The following is a 15,766-nucleotide window of genomic DNA, read 5'->3' as shown; positions in this document are numbered from 1 at the left end:
TTGGACCGCTGTAACCGGCGGCTACGGCGGTCCAACGGGGGAACAGGGGTCCAACCGGGGAACAGCGGTCCAACCGGGGAACAGCGGTCCAACCGACAGGCTAAACATCCACACACCGCCACCCAAGCACTTACACAACAGGACCTAAGGCCCTAAGACGTGCCGCACGTGACGGAGTCCGCCATCGCGAAACCTACTCGTCGGAACTTCCTTCAGCCCCGGGCCAGGCCTGACGAACAGCATCGGCAAACGTGTTGAGTCTTTCACGCTCGAACCGCCTCAGGAGATCGTCCAGGTCCCATCTCGGTCCCTTGCGTCCCGTCCTGCCAAGAACTTCAGCAAGCGCCCGGCACACGCTACTCGGACTTAGACCGAGCAAGTCGAGCAGAAACTCGTCAGGGAAGTCGCATCACCGTTGCCTCTACTTCGTCCTCTACCTGCTTGCTCCACAACGGTCTAAAGGCGTCGGTGCACCCGATCTCTAACAGGACGTCCCGCAGTGTGCTGGGAACAAGCACGCACGCATCAAGAAAGCAGAGAAGGCCATGGCAAGTCAGTCTCCCGCGCGCACCGCCTTGAGGGCCACCTGGACCTCGGCGGGGTCGTAGCGATGGGGACGATCGTCCTTCCGGGCAGTCTCAGCCGCGGCGGGCTGCGCGCACGGCGATCTCCTCGCGGGCCTTCAACCCCGCGGACACCGCCCAGCGCACGGGCGCCTGCCAGACGGCCGGGTGACTGGCGTTGATGTAGCGGCGCGCGGAGGCGTGGTGAGCGCGGATCATGCGCTCGGGCCGGCTCTTCCAGCTGGCGCCCTGCGCGTGTACGACGACGGCGTCCGGCACCTGCAGGTTGAGCCAGCCGGCCCTCCCCACGCGCGCGCCCAGGTCGACGTCTTCGAAGAACATGAAGTAGTCCTCGTCGAACCCGCCCAGCCGTTTCCAGGCGGCAGCGGGCAACAGCAGGCAGGCCCCGGACAGCCAGCCGACGGCGTGCGTAGCATCCTCATTCGTGCCGTGATAGGCGGAGGAGAAGGGGTTCCCCGGCCACACCTTCCCCAGGATGGCGTGGCCTGCCCCACCCACCAGGGACGGCAGGGCCCGACCGGACGGGTAGACGCTCCCGTCCGGGTTCAGCAGCCGCGGCCCCAGGCAACCGGCCCGAGGCTCGGCGTGCCCCGCCTCGATCAGCGTGTCCAGGCTGCCCGGGCGCCACTGGATGTCCGGATTGGCGACCACCAGCCAGTCCTCGGTCAGATCGCGGGCCGCGAGGTTGGCTCCCGCCCCGTATCCGCGGTTGGTGCCGTCGCCGACCACGCGCGCCCCGAAGTGCTCGGCGGCACGGTTGACGTACTCATGCTCGGTGCCGTTGTCGGCAATGACCACGTTCGGGGTCCGCCTGGTGGCGGCGCACAGGGTTTCAAGGAAGCGCTCAAGCTCCTCGCCCGGGTTGTAGGCGACCGTGACCACGCGAATCGTCTCCGGCGGCGGCCCGGCCGAGGCGTGGGGCGAGGTAGGCGTTGCGTCAGTCACGCGTGGGAGACTACACGCGCATCCGCCCGCGTGTGCGCACCCGTGAGAAGCCGCATACCTTAGGGTGGAATGAACAGGAAATGACGACAATCGTCTGAGATTCCTCCGCGTAAAGAGCGCGGAATCACAGCTTCTCACAGACGGGTTCCTTATGATCATGGACGTGCCCTCCCACGCCAAGCCCAAACCACACGCGAGGCATTCCGCCAAGGATCTGACGCGACGCACCGCGCGCCGGTTCCTGCTAGCCGGGTTCGCCGTGGTGCTGTTCGTGGTCTCCGGCGTCGGTATCGCCTACCACGACCTCCAGTCGCAGGTGAACACCATCGACATCAACGATCTGCTGGACGACAACCGCGACACGCGGCAGGTGGCGGACAGCTATGAGGGCCAGGCTGTCAACATCCTCATTCTGGGAACCGACTCACGCGCGGGGGCCAATAACGTCGACGGCTCCGAGGGCAGCGAGGAGGTGGCGGTGGCCCGCTCGGACACCGCCATGATCCTCCACCTCCCTGCAGATCGTTCCCGCATCGAGCTCGTCTCCATCCCGCGCGATCTACTGGTGGACATCCCCGCTTGCAAGACCGCCGACGGCGGCTCCACAGAGCCCATGTCCTACACCGCGTTCAACACCGCCTTCGCCAACGGAGCCGGCGCCAGCGCCGATGATGACGCCGTCGCCGCCGGGGTGGCCTGCACCCTCGCTACCGTCGAAGAGCTGACGGGCCTGTACATCGACGAATACCTGGTCGTGGACTTCAACGGCCTGATCACCACGGTCGACGCGCTCGGCGGCGTCAACCTGTACGTGGACGAGGACATCAACGACACCGAATACACCAAGCTGGTCCTGGAAAGCGGCTGCCAGCACCTGGACGGCGCCACCGCCCTGCAATACGCGCGCGTGCGCCACGGCGTCGGCGACGGCTCGGACCGCCAACGCATGCCCCGCCAGCAGAACCTGGTGGCAGCGATGCTGCGAACCGCCAAGTCCAAGAACTACCTCACCGACGCCGACGCCCTGTACAGCTTCGCCCGCGCCGCCCTGGGCTCGCTGACGGCCTCGCCGGGCTTCGGCTCCCTGACCAACCTGGCCGGGCTGGCCCTGTCCATCGGCGACGTCGGCATGGACCAGGTGACCCTGATCACCATGCCCAATGAGGAGGCGCCCTGGGATCGCAACCGCGCACTGCCCACGGATGAGGCCGACGCCGTATGGGCGGCGATGAAGGCCGACACCCCCATCTCCGAGGCCCTGAGTGATACGGCTGCTCAGGAGCCCACGGATTCCTCGGCTGACGCCACCTCCCCCGACGCGGCGCAGGATGACCAGGCGACGCAGCCAAGCTCCAGTTCCGACCAGTCCGGCACCACCGCGAATGAGACGACCCCCACCGCCGACGCCACCCCGGAGGACCCCGCCGCCCAGTGCTACTGAAACAGGCCCACGACACCGCAACCGAGCCCAAGGGACAGGAGGCCAGGCACCGGTGAGTTCCACCGACGACGGCGATCTTCCCCCGTCATTCACCCCCGGAAACGGCAAGCCCAGCCGCCGGACCAGCAACCCTGGCCGTCCGGCCCGGCCCTCCGGCCAGCAGGCCCGCCGCCCGGCCACGACACCCGCCAGTTTCGAGCCACGGCCCAACGGACGCAGTGCCGACGGCGACGCCGCCGCTCACAGCGGTGCCGCCCCCCGCCGCCCGCTCCCGCGACGAGCCTCGACGTCGTCGTCTGGCGGCGCTCCCGTCCGGGCGAGTGAAACCGGGCGCAGCGGCGCCGCCCCCAGGAGTCGGGCGCGAGCCGGATCGTCGGCGGTACCTCTGAGTTCCACAAGCTCCCGCTCGGCGCGTGCCCCCGAGGGCACCCGGGTGCTGCCGGCCGGTGCCGCCCCCTCGGAACGCAGTCGCAATGTGCCCCGCCCACCCGCCGCGGCACGCCCGGGCACGCTGGTGCCCACGTCCGCACTGAACGATCACACTCAGCCCGAACCGCCGTCACCCCCCACCCGCAAGAGGCGACACCACCCGCTGCGGTGGGTCGCCGCGGTGTTGGTGCTCCTGCTGGCGCTGGTCGGTGCGCGCGTCGCCTGGCTGGCCCACGACGTGAACTCCAAGCTGCAGCGCGTCGAAGCGCTGTCCGGCGCGGACGACACCCCCGGGGAGACCTGGCTGATCGTCGGCTCCGACTCCCGTGCCGACGGCGCCGTCGTCGACAACACCGAGGGCGCCCGCTCCGACTCGATCATGCTGCTGCACAAGGCGCCCGGAGGACAGGCCTCACTGACCTCGCTGCCCCGCGACACCTTTGTGGAGATCCCCGGTTACGGCGGCAACAAGATCAACGCCGCCTACTCCTACGGCGGCCCCACCCTGCTGGTAGCCACCGTCGAACAGCTGACCGGACTGACCGTTGACCACTACGTCGAGGTCAGCATGGGCGGAGTGTCCTCCATGGTGGACGCCGTCGGCGGCATCAACGTCTGCCTGGACTACGACGTCAACGACGCCGACTCCGGCCTGGTTTGGGACACTTCCCAGGGCGAGTGTCAGGACGTCGACGGGGAGAAGGCGCTGGCCTATTCCCGTATGCGCAAGTCCGACCCGACCGGTGACATCGGGCGCGGCCTGCGGCAGCGTGCGGTCATCTCCGCAGTGGTCTCCAAGGCGGTCTCCACCTCCACCCTGACGAGCTTCTCGCAGCAGGACACGCTGGTGAACGCCGGCACTCAGGCGCTTGTGGTCGATCAAGACGCCTCCATGGTCGACCTGGGACAAATGCTGCTGGCCTTCCGCTCCGCCTCCAACGCCGGCCTGACCGGGGCACCGCCGATCGCCAGCCTGGACTACGAGCCGGGAGGAATCGGCGCCGCCGTCCTGCTGGAGGACACCACTGCCCCTGGCTTCTTCGGCAAGCTGCGCGAGGGCACGCTGCAGACCAGCGATTTCAACCAGTCCTGAGCACCTGGTGCGCCGGCCAATCGGGGGCTGCGGCAAACCGTCAACTCCCAGGCCGACACGAGCGCCCCGCGCGCTCCCCCGAAAGGGGAACCGCGCGGGGCGAATGCCAGGTTGGAGGTAGTGGGGGTAGGCCTCAGCCGAAGTGGGGCCGGTCGGGGTCGGCCTGCCAGGCGGAGAAGGACGAGGAGACGATGTCGTCCAGATCGTGCTCGGCCTCCCAGCCGAGCACCTCACGGATGCGGGTCGCGTCGCCGATCAGCTGCGGCGGGTCGCCGGCACGACGGCCCAGCTCCTCCGGCTCCACCCGCTGGCCGGTGGCGGCGGCGACGGCGTCGATCACCTTGGAGACCACCTCACGAACCGACGCGCCCTTCCCGGTGCCCACGTTGAAGACGTGCTGGTCCAGCTCCTCGTTGCCGGCCAGGCGGTCCAGCGCGGCGATGTGGGCGCTGGCCAGGTCGCGCACGTGGATGTAGTCGCGGATGCAGGTGCCGTCCGGGGTGGGGTAGTCGGTGCCGAAGATCTTCGGGGACTCACCGCGGGCCAGGCGATCCAGCACCATGGGGATGAGGTTGAGGGTCGCCATGTCGCCCAGGTCGTCCCAGCCGGCGCCGGCGACGTTGAAGTAGCGCAGTCCCGCCCAGCGCAGCCCCCAGGCGCGCTCGCAGTCGGCCATCATCCACTCGCCGATCAGCTTGGTCTCCCCATAGGGGTTGATCGGGTGGCAGTCGATGTCCTCGGGCACGACCTCCACCGGCGGCATGCCGTAGACCGCGGCGGAGGAGGAGAAGATCATCTGCTCCACACGGGCCTGCTCCATGGCGGCCAGCATGTTGGCCAGACCGCCCACGTTCTGCTGGTAGTACCAGGCGGGGCGGGCCACGGACTCCCCCACCTGCTTGCGGGCGGCGAAGTGGATGACCGCCGTGACGTTCTTACGCTCCATCAGGTCGGTCAGGACCTCGGTGGCGTTGCCGGCGGCGACGTCGAGCTCAACCAGCTCGGCGCCCTCCACGCGCCCGGGGGTTCCGTAGGACAGGTCGTCTACGACGACGACCTCATCCCCACGTTCCAGCAGCAGACGAACAACATGGGCGCCGATGTAGCCGGCACCTCCCGCGACGAGGATGCTCATGGGCAAATCGTACCGGGCGCGCCGTGACCCCGCGTGCATCTAAAGTCCGGTTCGGCGGACCGGACCGCAGTGTCGAGTCAGGAGCGGGCGGCGACTTCCCGGCGCAGCGCCTCCCCCTTGGCGTGCGCGGTCTCGGCCAGCTCCGCCTGGAAGGCTCGCATGGCCGCACGCAGCCGCTCGGCCTCGGGCCCCTGTCCCGCGCCCAGAATGCGGGCGGCGAGCAGGCCCGCGTTGCGGGCGCCGCCGATGGACACGGTGGCGACCGGCACCCCGGCGGGCATCTGCACGATCGACAGCAGTGAATCCATGCCGTCCAGGTACTTCAGCGGCACGGGCACGCCGATCACGGGCAGTTCGGTGACGGCGGCGAGCATCCCCGGCAGGTGGGCGGCACCGCCCGCACCGGCGATGATCACGCGCAGCCCGCGCCCGGCGGCCTCGCGCCCGTAGGCGAGCATCTCGTCGGGCATGCGATGGGCGGAGACCACGTCGGCCTCGTAGGGGACGCCGAGGGCGTCGAGGGCGTCGGCGGCGGCCCGCATGGTGGGCCAGTCGGAATCCGACCCCATGACGATGCCGACGACTGGCTGCTGGTCCTGCTGGTTGCTCACGGGGCGCTCCTACGCTGAATTCACCGAATCTGCCGTTTGCCGCGCATCACCCGCACCGACCGCGGCGCGGCATCGGAACAGCGCCGCCAAGGCACGAGCATGCTCAGCAAGCCTATGCCCAACCGGCGCCGGGCGGGCCTCGGCGGCCCGCTCAGGCCTCGCCGCGCAGGATCGCGACGACGGCGCGGGCACGCTCGCGTACGGCGTCGATCTCCGCCGGGTCGGTGGCCGAGGTGGTCAGGTTGACGTGTCCGAGCTTGCGGCCGGGGCGCCACTGCTTGCCGTACAGGTGGATGTGCGCCCGAGGCTCGCACTCCAGGGCGCGGGCCAGGACGTCGGCGGGCGGGAGGCTGTCCCCGCCCAGGTAGTTGACCATGACGGTGGTGGGGGCGGTCGGCGTCGTCGCCCCCAGGGGGAGGTCGAGGACGGCGCGCAGGTGCTGGGCGAACTGGCTGGTGAGGGCCCCGTCCTGGGTCCAGTGCCCGGAGTTGTGCGGGCGCATGGCCAACTCGTTGATGTACAGGCGAGTGCCCTCCGGGGCTTCGACGGCGAACAGTTCCACGGCCAGCACGCCGGTGACGTCGGCCCGCTCGGCGATGGTGCGACCAATGTGCTCGGCCTGGCGGGCGGCGGCCGGATCGAGCCCGGGGGCCGGCGCCACCGTCTCCACACAAATGCCGTCGGACTGTACGGACTCAATCACCGGCCAGACCGCGATCTGCCCGGAGGGGCGACGGGCGAGCAGCACCGCCAGTTCGCGGGTGAAGGGGACGGCCGCCTCCACCAGCAGGCTGGTGACGGCGCCGCCGCCCAGGGAGCCGCCCCCGCCCGTGCCGTTGGTGGCATGCCCGGCGCGGGCGGCCGCGGTGGCCTCCAGCCAGGTGGCGGCCTCGCCGTCGTCGAGGGCGGTGGCGGAGTCGACCATGAGCACGCCATGCCCGTCGTAGCCGCCGCGCGGGGTCTTGAGCACCACCGGCCAGCCGTGGTCGGCGGCGAAGGCGCCGATCTGGGCGCGCATCTCCTGCGCGTTCCCGGCGATCTCCGCCCAGGCCGGCTGTGGTAGTCCGGCGGCGTCGACGGCGCGGCGCATGGCGAGCTTGTCGCGCGCCAGCAGCAGCGCCTCGGGGGCCGGGCGCACCGGCACACCCTCCGCCTGCAACTGGGTCAGCAGGGCCGAGTCCTGGTGCTCGTGCTCGAAGGTGAGCGCGGCGGCGCCGGTCACCAGGGCCCGCACGGCGTCGGCGTCGTCGGCCCGGCCCACCGGGGCGTCGACGGTCACCTGGGCGGCCGAGCCGTCCGGCGTCTCCACGAGCGTGCGCAGGTGGATGCCGAGGGCGGAGGCCTCCTCCTGCATCATGCGGGCCAACTGACCGCCGCCGATCACGGCGAGAATGGGTGCGCTCACGGCGTCAGCCTAGCGCCGGCGCCCCGTACGCTGGCGCCGTGTCTGATTCCACGCCCCCGGACTCCCCCAAGCCCAACTCACCCGCGCACGTCGGCAACGAACCGCTTGCGTCGGCCGCCTTCACCGCGCGCGTCGACAACGGCTCCCCCGCCGGCGGCGCACCCGGCGCCCGACCGGCCCCGGCGTCTTCCCCAACCTCCCGGCCTTCCCTGGCTTCACTGCCGCACTGGGCGGCGGTGCTGGGGGTGTGGGCGGCAACGAGCGCGCTCTCACTGCTGATCCTGCGGCTGGGCGCACAGGACACCGGGCCCACCGTGTGGGCCCCGGCGAGCCCGTCGTGGATGCAGCACGCCTCCTTCTGGGACTCCGGCTGGTACGAGCGCATCGTGCGCGAGGGCTATCCGACGCAGCTGCCGACCGACGCGAACGGCACGGTGCAGCAGAACGCGTGGGCCTTCATGCCCCTGCTGCCCCTGCTGGCCCGGGCCCTGGCCTGGACGGGCTGGTCCTTCTACGCCTGCGCCACCATCGTGTCGCTGGTGGCGTCGGCGCTGGCGGCGCAGGTGATGGACCGCTGGCTGGCGCCCCGCGTGGGGGCAGCCGCCTCCCTGTGGGCGGTGGCGCTGGTGTGGGGTTCTCCCTGCGCCGTGGTACTGCAACTGCCGTACGCGGAGTCGCTCGGCCTGCTGGCAGTGGCGCTGGCACTGCTCCTGGCCGAGCGGGGTCGCTTCCTAGCGGCGGCGCCGGCCGTGGTCGCGGCGGCCTTCGCGCGGCCGCTCGGGGTGCCACTGACGGCGGCGTTGGGACTGTGGTGGCTGTGGGAGACGGCGTGTGCGCGACGGTCCACCACGACGCCGTCGGCCGGGGGCGCCCTGGAGCTCAGCGGAGCCGGGAACGCGCCGCTGGGACCCAGCGCGCGCCGAGGACTGCTGGCCCTGAGCGGCGTGGCGGCCGCGAGCGCCCTGGCCTGGCCGCTGCTCGCCTGGGCGGTCACCGGCCGCGCCGACGCCTACACCGCCACGGAGACGTCCTGGCGTGGCGGCGAGCTGACGCCCCTGCTGCCCTGGCTGACGCGAAGTGGCTGGTGGGTGGGCGACCATCTGGGTCCGCTGCTGCTGGCCGGGTTCGTGATGGTCGGCGCCCTGGCGTTGTCGGCGCCATCGCTGCGGCGGCTGGGCAGGCCGGCGTGGCTGTGGTGCGTGGGCTACTGCCTGTACCTGCTGGTCTTCTTCGACCCGACCACGTCGGTGCTGCGCCTGCTGCTGCCGCTCGCTCCGGCCGGGTGGGCGCTGGCCGCCCGGACGACGCCGCGCGTGCGGGCGACTCTGCTCGCCCTCGGGATGGTGGGACAGGTGTTCTGGGTCAGTTGGGTGTGGGACGGCTTCGGCGCCATCACCTGGGTGCCGTAGCACGTCACCCCATGGGTGACGCCGAACACGTTCTCAGCGCGCGCACATCGCACGCTCCTATGATCGTGTCCGTGACGAAAGCGAGACCCGAGGCGTTGGCCAGAACCACCGCTGCCGACCCGGTGCCCCCTCGCGTCAAGGCCGCGAGCACCGCACCCGATAGCCCCGCGGCATTCTCCGACGACGCCGTGGCCGCAACTGCCGAGCCCCCCACGGCCCTGGGGGCACGACTGCTGGCCTGGTTGCAGGAGCTGACCCAGTTCGGGCTGGTCGGCGCACTCGCCTTCGTCATCGACTCCGGCCTGTTCAACCTGCTCCAGCACGGTCCGCTGGGCGTGCTCGCCGGGCACCCGAACACCGCCAACGTGATCTCCGCCTGCGTAGCCACCTGTTTCTCCTGGGTGGCCAACCGCTCCTGGACCTACCGCGGTCGCACCCAGGAGAACACCGCCCGAGAGGCGTTCCTGTTCGCCTTCGCCAACGCCGGCGGGATCCTGATCACCCAGTTCTGTCTTCTGTTCACCCACCACATCCTGGGCCTGAGCGGCCCCCTGGCGGACAACATCGCCGCCTACTTCGTGGGCTTCGCCCTGGGGACCGCCTTCCGTTTCCTCTTCTACCACTACGTGGTGTTCACCGGCGACGCCGCCTCCCGCGACCGCTGAGCCGGCCGCCCGTCGGGACCGCAAGCCGCACGGCTCACACCGGCGTGCCCAATTCCACAGGCCAGATGCGATGCCCGTCTCGGCGACCATCCAGGGTTTATTCCTACCCTGTAAACGTGACTGCATTGATCCCGGTAACCGCATTGTCCTCCGGGGCGCTGTCGGCCCTGCCCGCCATGCCCGCACCCGCGCTCGGCCCGGAATGGCTCGACGCCGCCAACATCATCACCAAGATCGTCGAGTGGTTCGGCCCCTGGGCGATCGTGGGCGTCATGCTCGTCATCTTCGCCGAGACCGGGCTGCTGGTCGGCTTCTTCCTGCCCGGCGACTCGCTGCTGTTCACCCTGGGAATGTTCGTGGCCACCGGTGCCGTGGGCGTGCCCATCTGGGTGGCCGCACCCCTGCTATGGGTCGCCGCAATCGTCGGCAACCAGACCGGCTACCTCATCGGACGCAAGGCGGGCCCGGCGATCTTCAACCGGGAGGACTCGCGCCTGTTCAAGCAGGAGTACGTCGAGCGCACCTCCGCCTTCTTCGAGAAGCACGGCGGCAAGGCGATCACGCTGGCCCAGTTCGTGCCGATCGTGCGCACCTTCACCCCGGTTATGGCCGGCGTCGGCCGGATGCGCTACACCCACTTCCTCGGCTTCAACATGCTCGGTGCCACCTTCTGGGCCTTCGCCATCACCTGGCTCGGATACTTCCTGGGGTCCATCACCTGGATCCAGAAGAACATAGACGTGATGATCCTGGCCATCGTGTTCGTATCGGTGCTGCCGATGCTGATCAGCGCCGTGCGCAGCAAGCTGGGCTCCTCCAAGGCCACCTCCGAGCAGCCCGCCGTCGTCGAGGTCGAGGTCGCCGAGTAGGCCGCAGACGGGAGCGGGGTAGCGCCCCTTGCGTTGACGAACCGCCACCGGAACACGCGAACCGTCAACCTCGCCCAGACACCGGTGCCCCTGCGCCGGGAACACGAGTTTGCGTCAGGAACACGAGTTTTAGAGCTTTGCACGTACCCTGCGCCCGCAAACCTCTAAAACGTGTGTCTTTGCGGGGAACTCGTGTACGAGACGACGGTCAGCGGCCGAGCGCAGGCTGCCCCGCGGTGAGCGTCAATTCACGGTCGCGGGCAGCAACTCGATGGCGTCGGGGTTGTCCTCCAGGTAGTCCCCCACGGCGTCGTTCTGGAAGGCCTCGAACAGCGGCGCATCCGCATCGCCGTCCAGCAGGACGATCGACTGTCCATCGGCGCTGGTGCCGGTACCGGTCGTCGGCACGGTCATGAAGTTGATGTCCGTGGAGTGGATGCCGCGCAGAGCGGTCGCCAGGGACTGCATCTCGCCGATGGTGAAGTCTTCGTCCACCGCCAGGGTCTCGGTGAGCGTGGTGAGGAAGGAGTACAGCTTCGTCGGGCTGGTCAGGATGCCGTTATTCAGCACGGCTCCGACCATGGCCCGCATCCAGGCCTGCTGGCGGTTGACCCGGTCGAAGTCGCCGCCCGGCAGGCTCTTGCGCTCGCGCGCGTAGGCGAGGGCCTGCTCGCCGTTGAGCAACTGCGCGCCGGCGTTGAAGTCGGTGCCGGCGAGTGTCTGGTCACTCTTGAGGTTGATGGTGACCCCACCGATCGCGTCGGTGATCTTGCTGAAGGACTCGAAATCCGCCACCACGAAGTGGTCGATGCGCACGCCTGTGAGCTGCTCGACGGTCTGGATCGTCAGGCTCGGCCCACCGTAGGAGAAGGCGGCGTTGATCTTGTTCTGCCCGTAGCCGGGAATGTCCACCCAGGAGTCGCGCGGGATGGACATGACGGAGACGTCCTCGCGGTCACCACTGATCTGCACCACCATGATCGCGTCGGTGCGCTGCGCGCCGACCTCCCACTGGTTGGGGTCACCGGCGCTGATACGCGAGTCGGAGCCGAGCACGAGGATGTTCGTCGCCGGATCCTCGGCGTCCTGCTCGGGGGCACGGTCGGCGGAGTCGATCGCGGCGAAGGGGTCGCCGATGGTCTCGATATTGCCCGACAGGTGGTTGCGCAGCCACAGTCCGCCGACCGCCGTGCCGGCCACAATCACCAGCACGACGGCGAGCACGGACACCAGTGCTATGCGCCAGCGCCTCCCACTGCGTTGCCTGCGCCGCCGCCTGCGCCCGGTTTCGGGCCGACCGACACCGCCCAGCACGTCGTCGCTGAAGTTGCCGGAGGCACCATCGCCCGCGCGCTGCTCGTCATCGCTCATGGTTCAATCTGATCACACCGCGCCGACGCGAGAAACCGCGCCGACGCAGGGTTCCGATCACAAGCCGATTGCGACGTCACGCCAGGCGGTACATCCAGTTGTAAGGGTCCTCCAAGCGCCCGTACTGGATGCCGGTGAGCCGCTCGTAGATCTCGTGGGTGACCTCACTGCCCTCGATGGACACGTCGAAGCCCTCGCCCTTCAGCCGCCCCAGCGGTACGACGACGGCGGCGGTACCGCAGGCGAACACCTCGCGGACCTTGCCGGAGGAGATGTCCTCCAGCAGGCCCTCCAGTGGAATGGTCTCCTCCACGACGCGCCGGCCGGAGTCCTGCAGCAGGCGAATGATGGCGCTGCGCGTGTTGCCCTCCAGGATGGTGCCGGTCAGCCGCGGGGTGCGCACGGTGCCGTCGGCGTCCACCACCATCACGTTCATGCCGCCGAGCTCCTCGAGGTTCTTCTCGGTGACGTCGTCGAGGAAGCACACCTGGTCGCAGCCCCGAGCGTCGGCCTCCTCCTGCGGCAGCAGGGACGAGGCGTAGTTGCCGCCGGTCTTGGCGAAGCCGGTGCCGCCGCGGCCGGCCCGGTGGTAGTCCTGGGCGACCCAGATGGAGATGGGCTGCAGGCCGTGGGTGAAGTAGGCGCCCGACGGGGAGGCGATCACGTAGTAGTCGATGGTGCTGGCGGCGTGCACGCCCAGGAAGGCCTCGGATGCGAAGGCGAAGGGGCGCAGGTACAGGGACTCCCCCTCACCGGAGGGCACCCAGTCGGCGTCGGTTCGCACCAGGTCCACCAGGGAGGCGATGAAGTCGTCCTCCGGCAGTTCGGGGATGGCCATACGCCGAGCGGACAGGTTGAGCCGGGCCGCGTTGTAGCGGGGCCGGAAGGTCCAGATCGAGCCGTCGTCGTGCCGATAGGCCTTGATGCCCTCGAAGATCTCCTGCGCGTAGTGCAGGACGGCAGCGGCGGGCGACAGCGTCAGGTCGTCGAAGGGGACGATGCCGTAGTCGCCCCAGCCGTCCGCGCGCGTCCAGCGGGCGTGAGCCATGTGGTCGGTGAACACCCGGCCGAAGTGCAGGTCCGTCAGCGCCTGGGCGCGCTCGGCGTCGGTGGCCGGGCGCGGATTGGCGGACAGGGGGAAGCGCCCGGCGAGCGCGTCGGCGGGAGGGACCGGGACGGCGGCGGCGCGGGCCAGGGGCGTGTCGAGTGAATCGGGTGTGGGTGCGACGGCTGGGGCAGACATACCGGCACTGTACCGCCGCTTCACGCAGCGGACGGGCGTCTCTCACATACTGACTCCATCCGCGCCGTCGACCTCGCCCGGGCGCGCATGCCCTGGCGAAGCGAGCCGACGGCGTCGCCCACGTGGACCCTCCAGCGCCCGCCTCCGGGCCGGGGTCCGCGTCGGTGTCAGCCGCGCACGGCGGCGGTGATGGCATCCCCGATCTCGCTGGTGGTGCGCACCAGCGGAGCGCCGGCAGCCTCGGCCGCGGCCCGGGCCGCCATGTCGGCGTCGACGGCGGCCTGGACGCGGGCGGCGGCGGTGCCCAGACCCAGGTGGCTGAGCATCATGGCGACGGCGGAGATGGTGGCCACCGGGTCGGCCTTGCCCTGGCCTGCGATGTCCGGGGCGGAGCCGTGGACCGGCTCGAACATGGAGGGGAACTCGCCGACCGGGTTGAGGTTGCCCGAGGCCGACAGGCCGATGCCGCCGGTGATGGCGCCGGCCTCGTCGGTGAGGATGTCGCCGAAGAGGTTGTCGGTGACGATCACGTCGAAGCGGCCCGGGTCGGTGACCAGGTAGATGGTGGCGGCGTCCACGTGGGAGTAGTCCACCTTCACCTCCGGGTACTCGGTGCCGACCTCCTCGACCACGCGGCGCCACAGGTGGCCGGCGTTTACGAGCACATTGTGCTTGTGCACCAGGGTGAGGTGGTGGGCGGGGCGGGCCTGGGCGGTCTCGAAGGCGTAGCGCACCACGCGCTCGACCCCGTAGGCGGTGTTGACGCTGACCTCGGTGGCGATCTCCTGCGGGGTGCCAGTGCGCACGGTGCCGCCGTTGCCGCAGTACAGGCCCTCGGTGCCCTCGCGCACCACCACGAAGTCGATGTCCCCGGGGTCGGCCAGGGGCGTGGCCACGCCCGGGTAGTACTTGGAGGGGCGCAGGTTGACGTAGTGGTCCAGGGCGAAGCGCAGGCGCAGCAGCAGGCCGCGTTCGAGCACGCCGGAGGGGACCGACGGGTCGCCGACGGCGCCCAGCAGGATGGCGTCGTGGGTCTTGATGTCCTCCAGCTCGGCGTCCGTGATGGTCTCGCCGGTGCGGTGCCAGCGCTCGGCGCCCAGGTCGAAGTCGGTGGTCTCCAGGGTGACGCCGCTGCCTTCAAGGGCCGCCTCAAGTACCTTCAGGCCCTCGGGCACCACCTCCTTGCCGATGCCGTCGCCGGGGATCACTGCAAGCTTGATGGTCTGCGTCATGCGGCGACCCTAAGCGGATCGGCCGTCGCTCCGGGCGGGCATCTCAGATACCGGCGGGCGGTTGGCGGACCCGGGACCCGCCAGCAGGCACTGCGCCGCTCCTGCCCACCACCTGCCGACTTCCCGGCACCGCCCAGACATTGCGCGCCGTCACCACGGCGTAGTTGCACGACCCCGGGCGATGTTCCACGACCTTTGTGCGTGTTGCACGACCCCGGGGTGGTCGTGGAACGCGCACCAAGGTCGTGCAACGCGAAGACGCAGCCACCGCGAACCGGGGCACCCGCGTTACTCGTTACGCAGGTATGGCCTCACCCTAATCAGAGCGGCATTGAGCTCGTCTTCGAGCCTCTTCCAGGCCTCCAGATGCTTGACGTCACCGCCTATCAGGATTTGGCCGACGAGTTGCGAGCGCTTTCGAGCAAACGCGGTCGCCTTCATGAAGCTAGAACGATCCCGGTTGAGGTACTCCTCCAGCGTTCGCTTGGGGTCGGCCAGCCCCTCGATCACTTTACGACTGAGCCCCTTTCCCGACGCCCAGGCTCGGAAGGTCTCCTTCTCCTTCTCGTTAGACCACAGGTCCGCCAGCACCCAGGCCTCGGTCATCGTCACCGGGATCACCGGCACGACGCGGTCGTCGCCCGGCTCGCGGCACTCCTTGATCCGAGCCTCTATGCCTGCGTTGTCGGCGTCGCGGTGCACGAAGATCAGGTCATACGGCTCTTCTGCCAGCGCCTTGATCTTCTCCTCAACGTTGTTCGGACGCTTCCCATTCCACTCGTGCGGTTCGGGTTCGAGGTTCACGTCGGCACCGGGACGCATGCTCATGAGCAGCCGCTCGAGTACCTTAGCGAGCCTGTTGTCGGAGGTTCCCTCACCGATGAAGGCGCACCGCCAGTACTCACTCATCGGTCTCCTCCGGCTCCGAGGGGTTGTACAGGAATGCGAAGAGCTTAGAGCGCGACACCGGCGCCGAGCTCCGCGGGCGGTCATCCGAGCGCTCCCACTGCTCCGACCGCCAAGTGCCCGGCAACGGATTGAAGGTCACGGACTCCGTGATGCGGCCGTCGGCGTCCCGGCGTCGCCATGGCACCGCGCACAGCACGTCGTCGGCGTGGTCTTGCATGGCGTCCTGGACCAGGTAGGGCGAGTGCGTGTTGACGAGGACCTGCCCGGCGTGGCCGTCACGGGCTTCGGTCATGGAGCGCAGCAGTTCGAGTATGTCAGCGATCTTGGCGGGGTGGAGGCCGTTCTCCGGCTTGTGCTGTCTCCACACTTCTGGGACGGTTGAGTCTCATGACTTCTGGGACGGTTGAGTCTCATGGGTTTTGGGA

General features: G+C 69.6%; 14 protein-coding genes. 5 read left to right on the top strand and 9 right to left on the bottom strand.

Translation table 11 applies throughout. The features are described 5' to 3' along the window. Positions 1-638 precede the first annotated feature (638 nt). Positions 639-1,529, bottom strand: coding sequence for a glycosyltransferase family 2 protein (locus tag DRB06_RS05145; protein WP_234416109.1), 891 nt, complete (start codon positions 1,527-1,529; stop codon positions 639-641). Positions 1,530-1,686: 157 nt separating this feature from the next. Here DRB06_RS05145 and DRB06_RS05140 point away from each other — a divergent pair, with 157 nt between their 5' ends. Next, complete coding sequence (locus DRB06_RS05140) at positions 1,687-2,970, top strand: LCP family protein (protein ID WP_108969576.1); 1,284 nt, start codon at positions 1,687-1,689, stop codon at positions 2,968-2,970. Positions 2,971-3,445: 475 nt separating this feature from the next. Beyond that, positions 3,446-4,492, top strand: coding sequence for an LCP family protein (locus DRB06_RS05135; RefSeq protein WP_258522147.1), 1,047 nt, complete (start codon positions 3,446-3,448; stop codon positions 4,490-4,492). Between the two features lie 133 nt (positions 4,493-4,625). On the opposite strand, the gene galE is transcribed toward DRB06_RS05135, so the two are convergent. From galE to DRB06_RS05120, 3 genes are all read right to left on the bottom strand, one after another. Further along, entirely contained in the window at positions 4,626-5,627 is a 1,002-nt protein-coding gene (gene galE, locus DRB06_RS05130; protein ID WP_073327209.1) for a UDP-glucose 4-epimerase GalE, read from the bottom strand. A 77-nt stretch (positions 5,628-5,704) separates the two neighbouring features. Further along, entirely contained in the window at positions 5,705-6,196 is a 492-nt protein-coding gene (gene purE, locus DRB06_RS05125) for a 5-(carboxyamino)imidazole ribonucleotide mutase (protein ID WP_073327790.1), read from the bottom strand. A gap of 193 nt (positions 6,197-6,389) precedes the next feature. Continuing rightward, complete coding sequence (locus DRB06_RS05120; RefSeq protein ID WP_108966557.1) at positions 6,390-7,643, bottom strand: 5-(carboxyamino)imidazole ribonucleotide synthase; 1,254 nt, start codon at positions 7,641-7,643, stop codon at positions 6,390-6,392. 209 nt (positions 7,644-7,852) lie between these two features. Here DRB06_RS05120 and DRB06_RS05115 point away from each other — a divergent pair, with 209 nt between their 5' ends. The 3 genes from DRB06_RS05115 (at position 7,853) to DRB06_RS05105 (ending at position 10,586) form a co-directional block, all read left to right on the top strand. Beyond that, positions 7,853-9,052 (top strand): hypothetical protein, encoded by a 1,200-nt coding sequence (locus DRB06_RS05115; protein WP_220092973.1) that lies wholly within the window; start codon positions 7,853-7,855, stop codon positions 9,050-9,052. A gap of 188 nt (positions 9,053-9,240) precedes the next feature. After that, positions 9,241-9,717, top strand: a complete 477-nt coding sequence (locus tag DRB06_RS05110; RefSeq protein ID WP_073327793.1) for a GtrA family protein — start codon at positions 9,241-9,243, stop codon at positions 9,715-9,717. Positions 9,718-9,893: 176 nt separating this feature from the next. Then, a complete protein-coding gene (locus tag DRB06_RS05105) occupies positions 9,894-10,586 on the top strand; it encodes a VTT domain-containing protein (protein WP_234416205.1) in 693 nt (230 codons plus the stop codon). Positions 10,587-10,829: 243 nt separating this feature from the next. On the opposite strand, the gene DRB06_RS05100 is transcribed toward DRB06_RS05105, so the two are convergent. The 5 genes from DRB06_RS05100 to DRB06_RS05080 all read right to left on the bottom strand — a co-directional run bounded on the left by DRB06_RS05100 (position 10,830) and on the right by DRB06_RS05080 (position 15,708). Further along, positions 10,830-11,957 carry an LCP family protein gene (locus DRB06_RS05100; RefSeq protein ID WP_111819294.1) on the bottom strand — a complete coding sequence of 376 codons (1,128 nt, stop codon included), beginning with the start codon at positions 11,955-11,957 and terminating at the stop codon, positions 10,830-10,832. A gap of 76 nt (positions 11,958-12,033) precedes the next feature. Further along, entirely contained in the window at positions 12,034-13,200 is a 1,167-nt protein-coding gene (locus DRB06_RS05095; RefSeq protein WP_111819293.1) for a branched-chain amino acid aminotransferase, read from the bottom strand. A gap of 167 nt (positions 13,201-13,367) precedes the next feature. After that, complete coding sequence (locus DRB06_RS05090; RefSeq protein ID WP_111819292.1) at positions 13,368-14,432, bottom strand: 3-isopropylmalate dehydrogenase; 1,065 nt, start codon at positions 14,430-14,432, stop codon at positions 13,368-13,370. Positions 14,433-14,720: 288 nt separating this feature from the next. Continuing rightward, positions 14,721-15,341 (bottom strand): hypothetical protein, encoded by a 621-nt coding sequence (locus DRB06_RS05085; RefSeq protein ID WP_111819291.1) that lies wholly within the window; start codon positions 15,339-15,341, stop codon positions 14,721-14,723. Beyond that, positions 15,334-15,708 carry an AAA family ATPase gene (locus DRB06_RS05080; protein WP_111819290.1) on the bottom strand — a complete coding sequence of 125 codons (375 nt, stop codon included), beginning with the start codon at positions 15,706-15,708 and terminating at the stop codon, positions 15,334-15,336. Before DRB06_RS05080 ends, DRB06_RS05085 begins: the two co-directional genes overlap by 8 nt. Between the last annotated feature and the right edge of the window lie 58 nt (positions 15,709-15,766).

This window comes from Actinomyces sp. Z5, assembly GCF_003287795.1.
GTDB lineage: Bacteria > Actinomycetota > Actinomycetes > Actinomycetales > Actinomycetaceae > Actinomyces > Actinomyces glycerinitolerans.
This window is presented reverse-complemented; position numbering and strand designations above follow the sequence as displayed.

Excerpts from the sequence above, each read along its gene's own strand:
- purE (WP_073327790.1), bottom strand. The coding sequence starts at position 6,196 with ATGGGGTCGGATTCCGACTGGCCCACCATGCGGGCCGCCGCCGACGCC.
- DRB06_RS05100 (WP_111819294.1), bottom strand. The coding sequence starts at position 11,957 with ATGAGCGATGACGAGCAGCGCGCGGGCGATGGTGCCTCCGGCAACTTC.
- DRB06_RS05090 (WP_111819292.1), bottom strand. The coding sequence starts at position 14,432 with ATGACGCAGACCATCAAGCTTGCAGTGATCCCCGGCGACGGCATCGGC.
- galE (WP_073327209.1), bottom strand. The coding sequence starts at position 5,627 with ATGAGCATCCTCGTCGCGGGAGGTGCCGGCTACATCGGCGCCCATGTT.
- DRB06_RS05105 (WP_234416205.1), top strand. The coding sequence starts at position 9,894 with ATGCCCGCACCCGCGCTCGGCCCGGAATGGCTCGACGCCGCCAACATC.
- DRB06_RS05085 (WP_111819291.1), bottom strand. The coding sequence starts at position 15,341 with ATGAGTGAGTACTGGCGGTGCGCCTTCATCGGTGAGGGAACCTCCGAC.
- DRB06_RS05095 (WP_111819293.1), bottom strand. The coding sequence starts at position 13,200 with ATGTCTGCCCCAGCCGTCGCACCCACACCCGATTCACTCGACACGCCC.
- DRB06_RS05140 (WP_108969576.1), top strand. The coding sequence starts at position 1,687 with ATGGACGTGCCCTCCCACGCCAAGCCCAAACCACACGCGAGGCATTCC.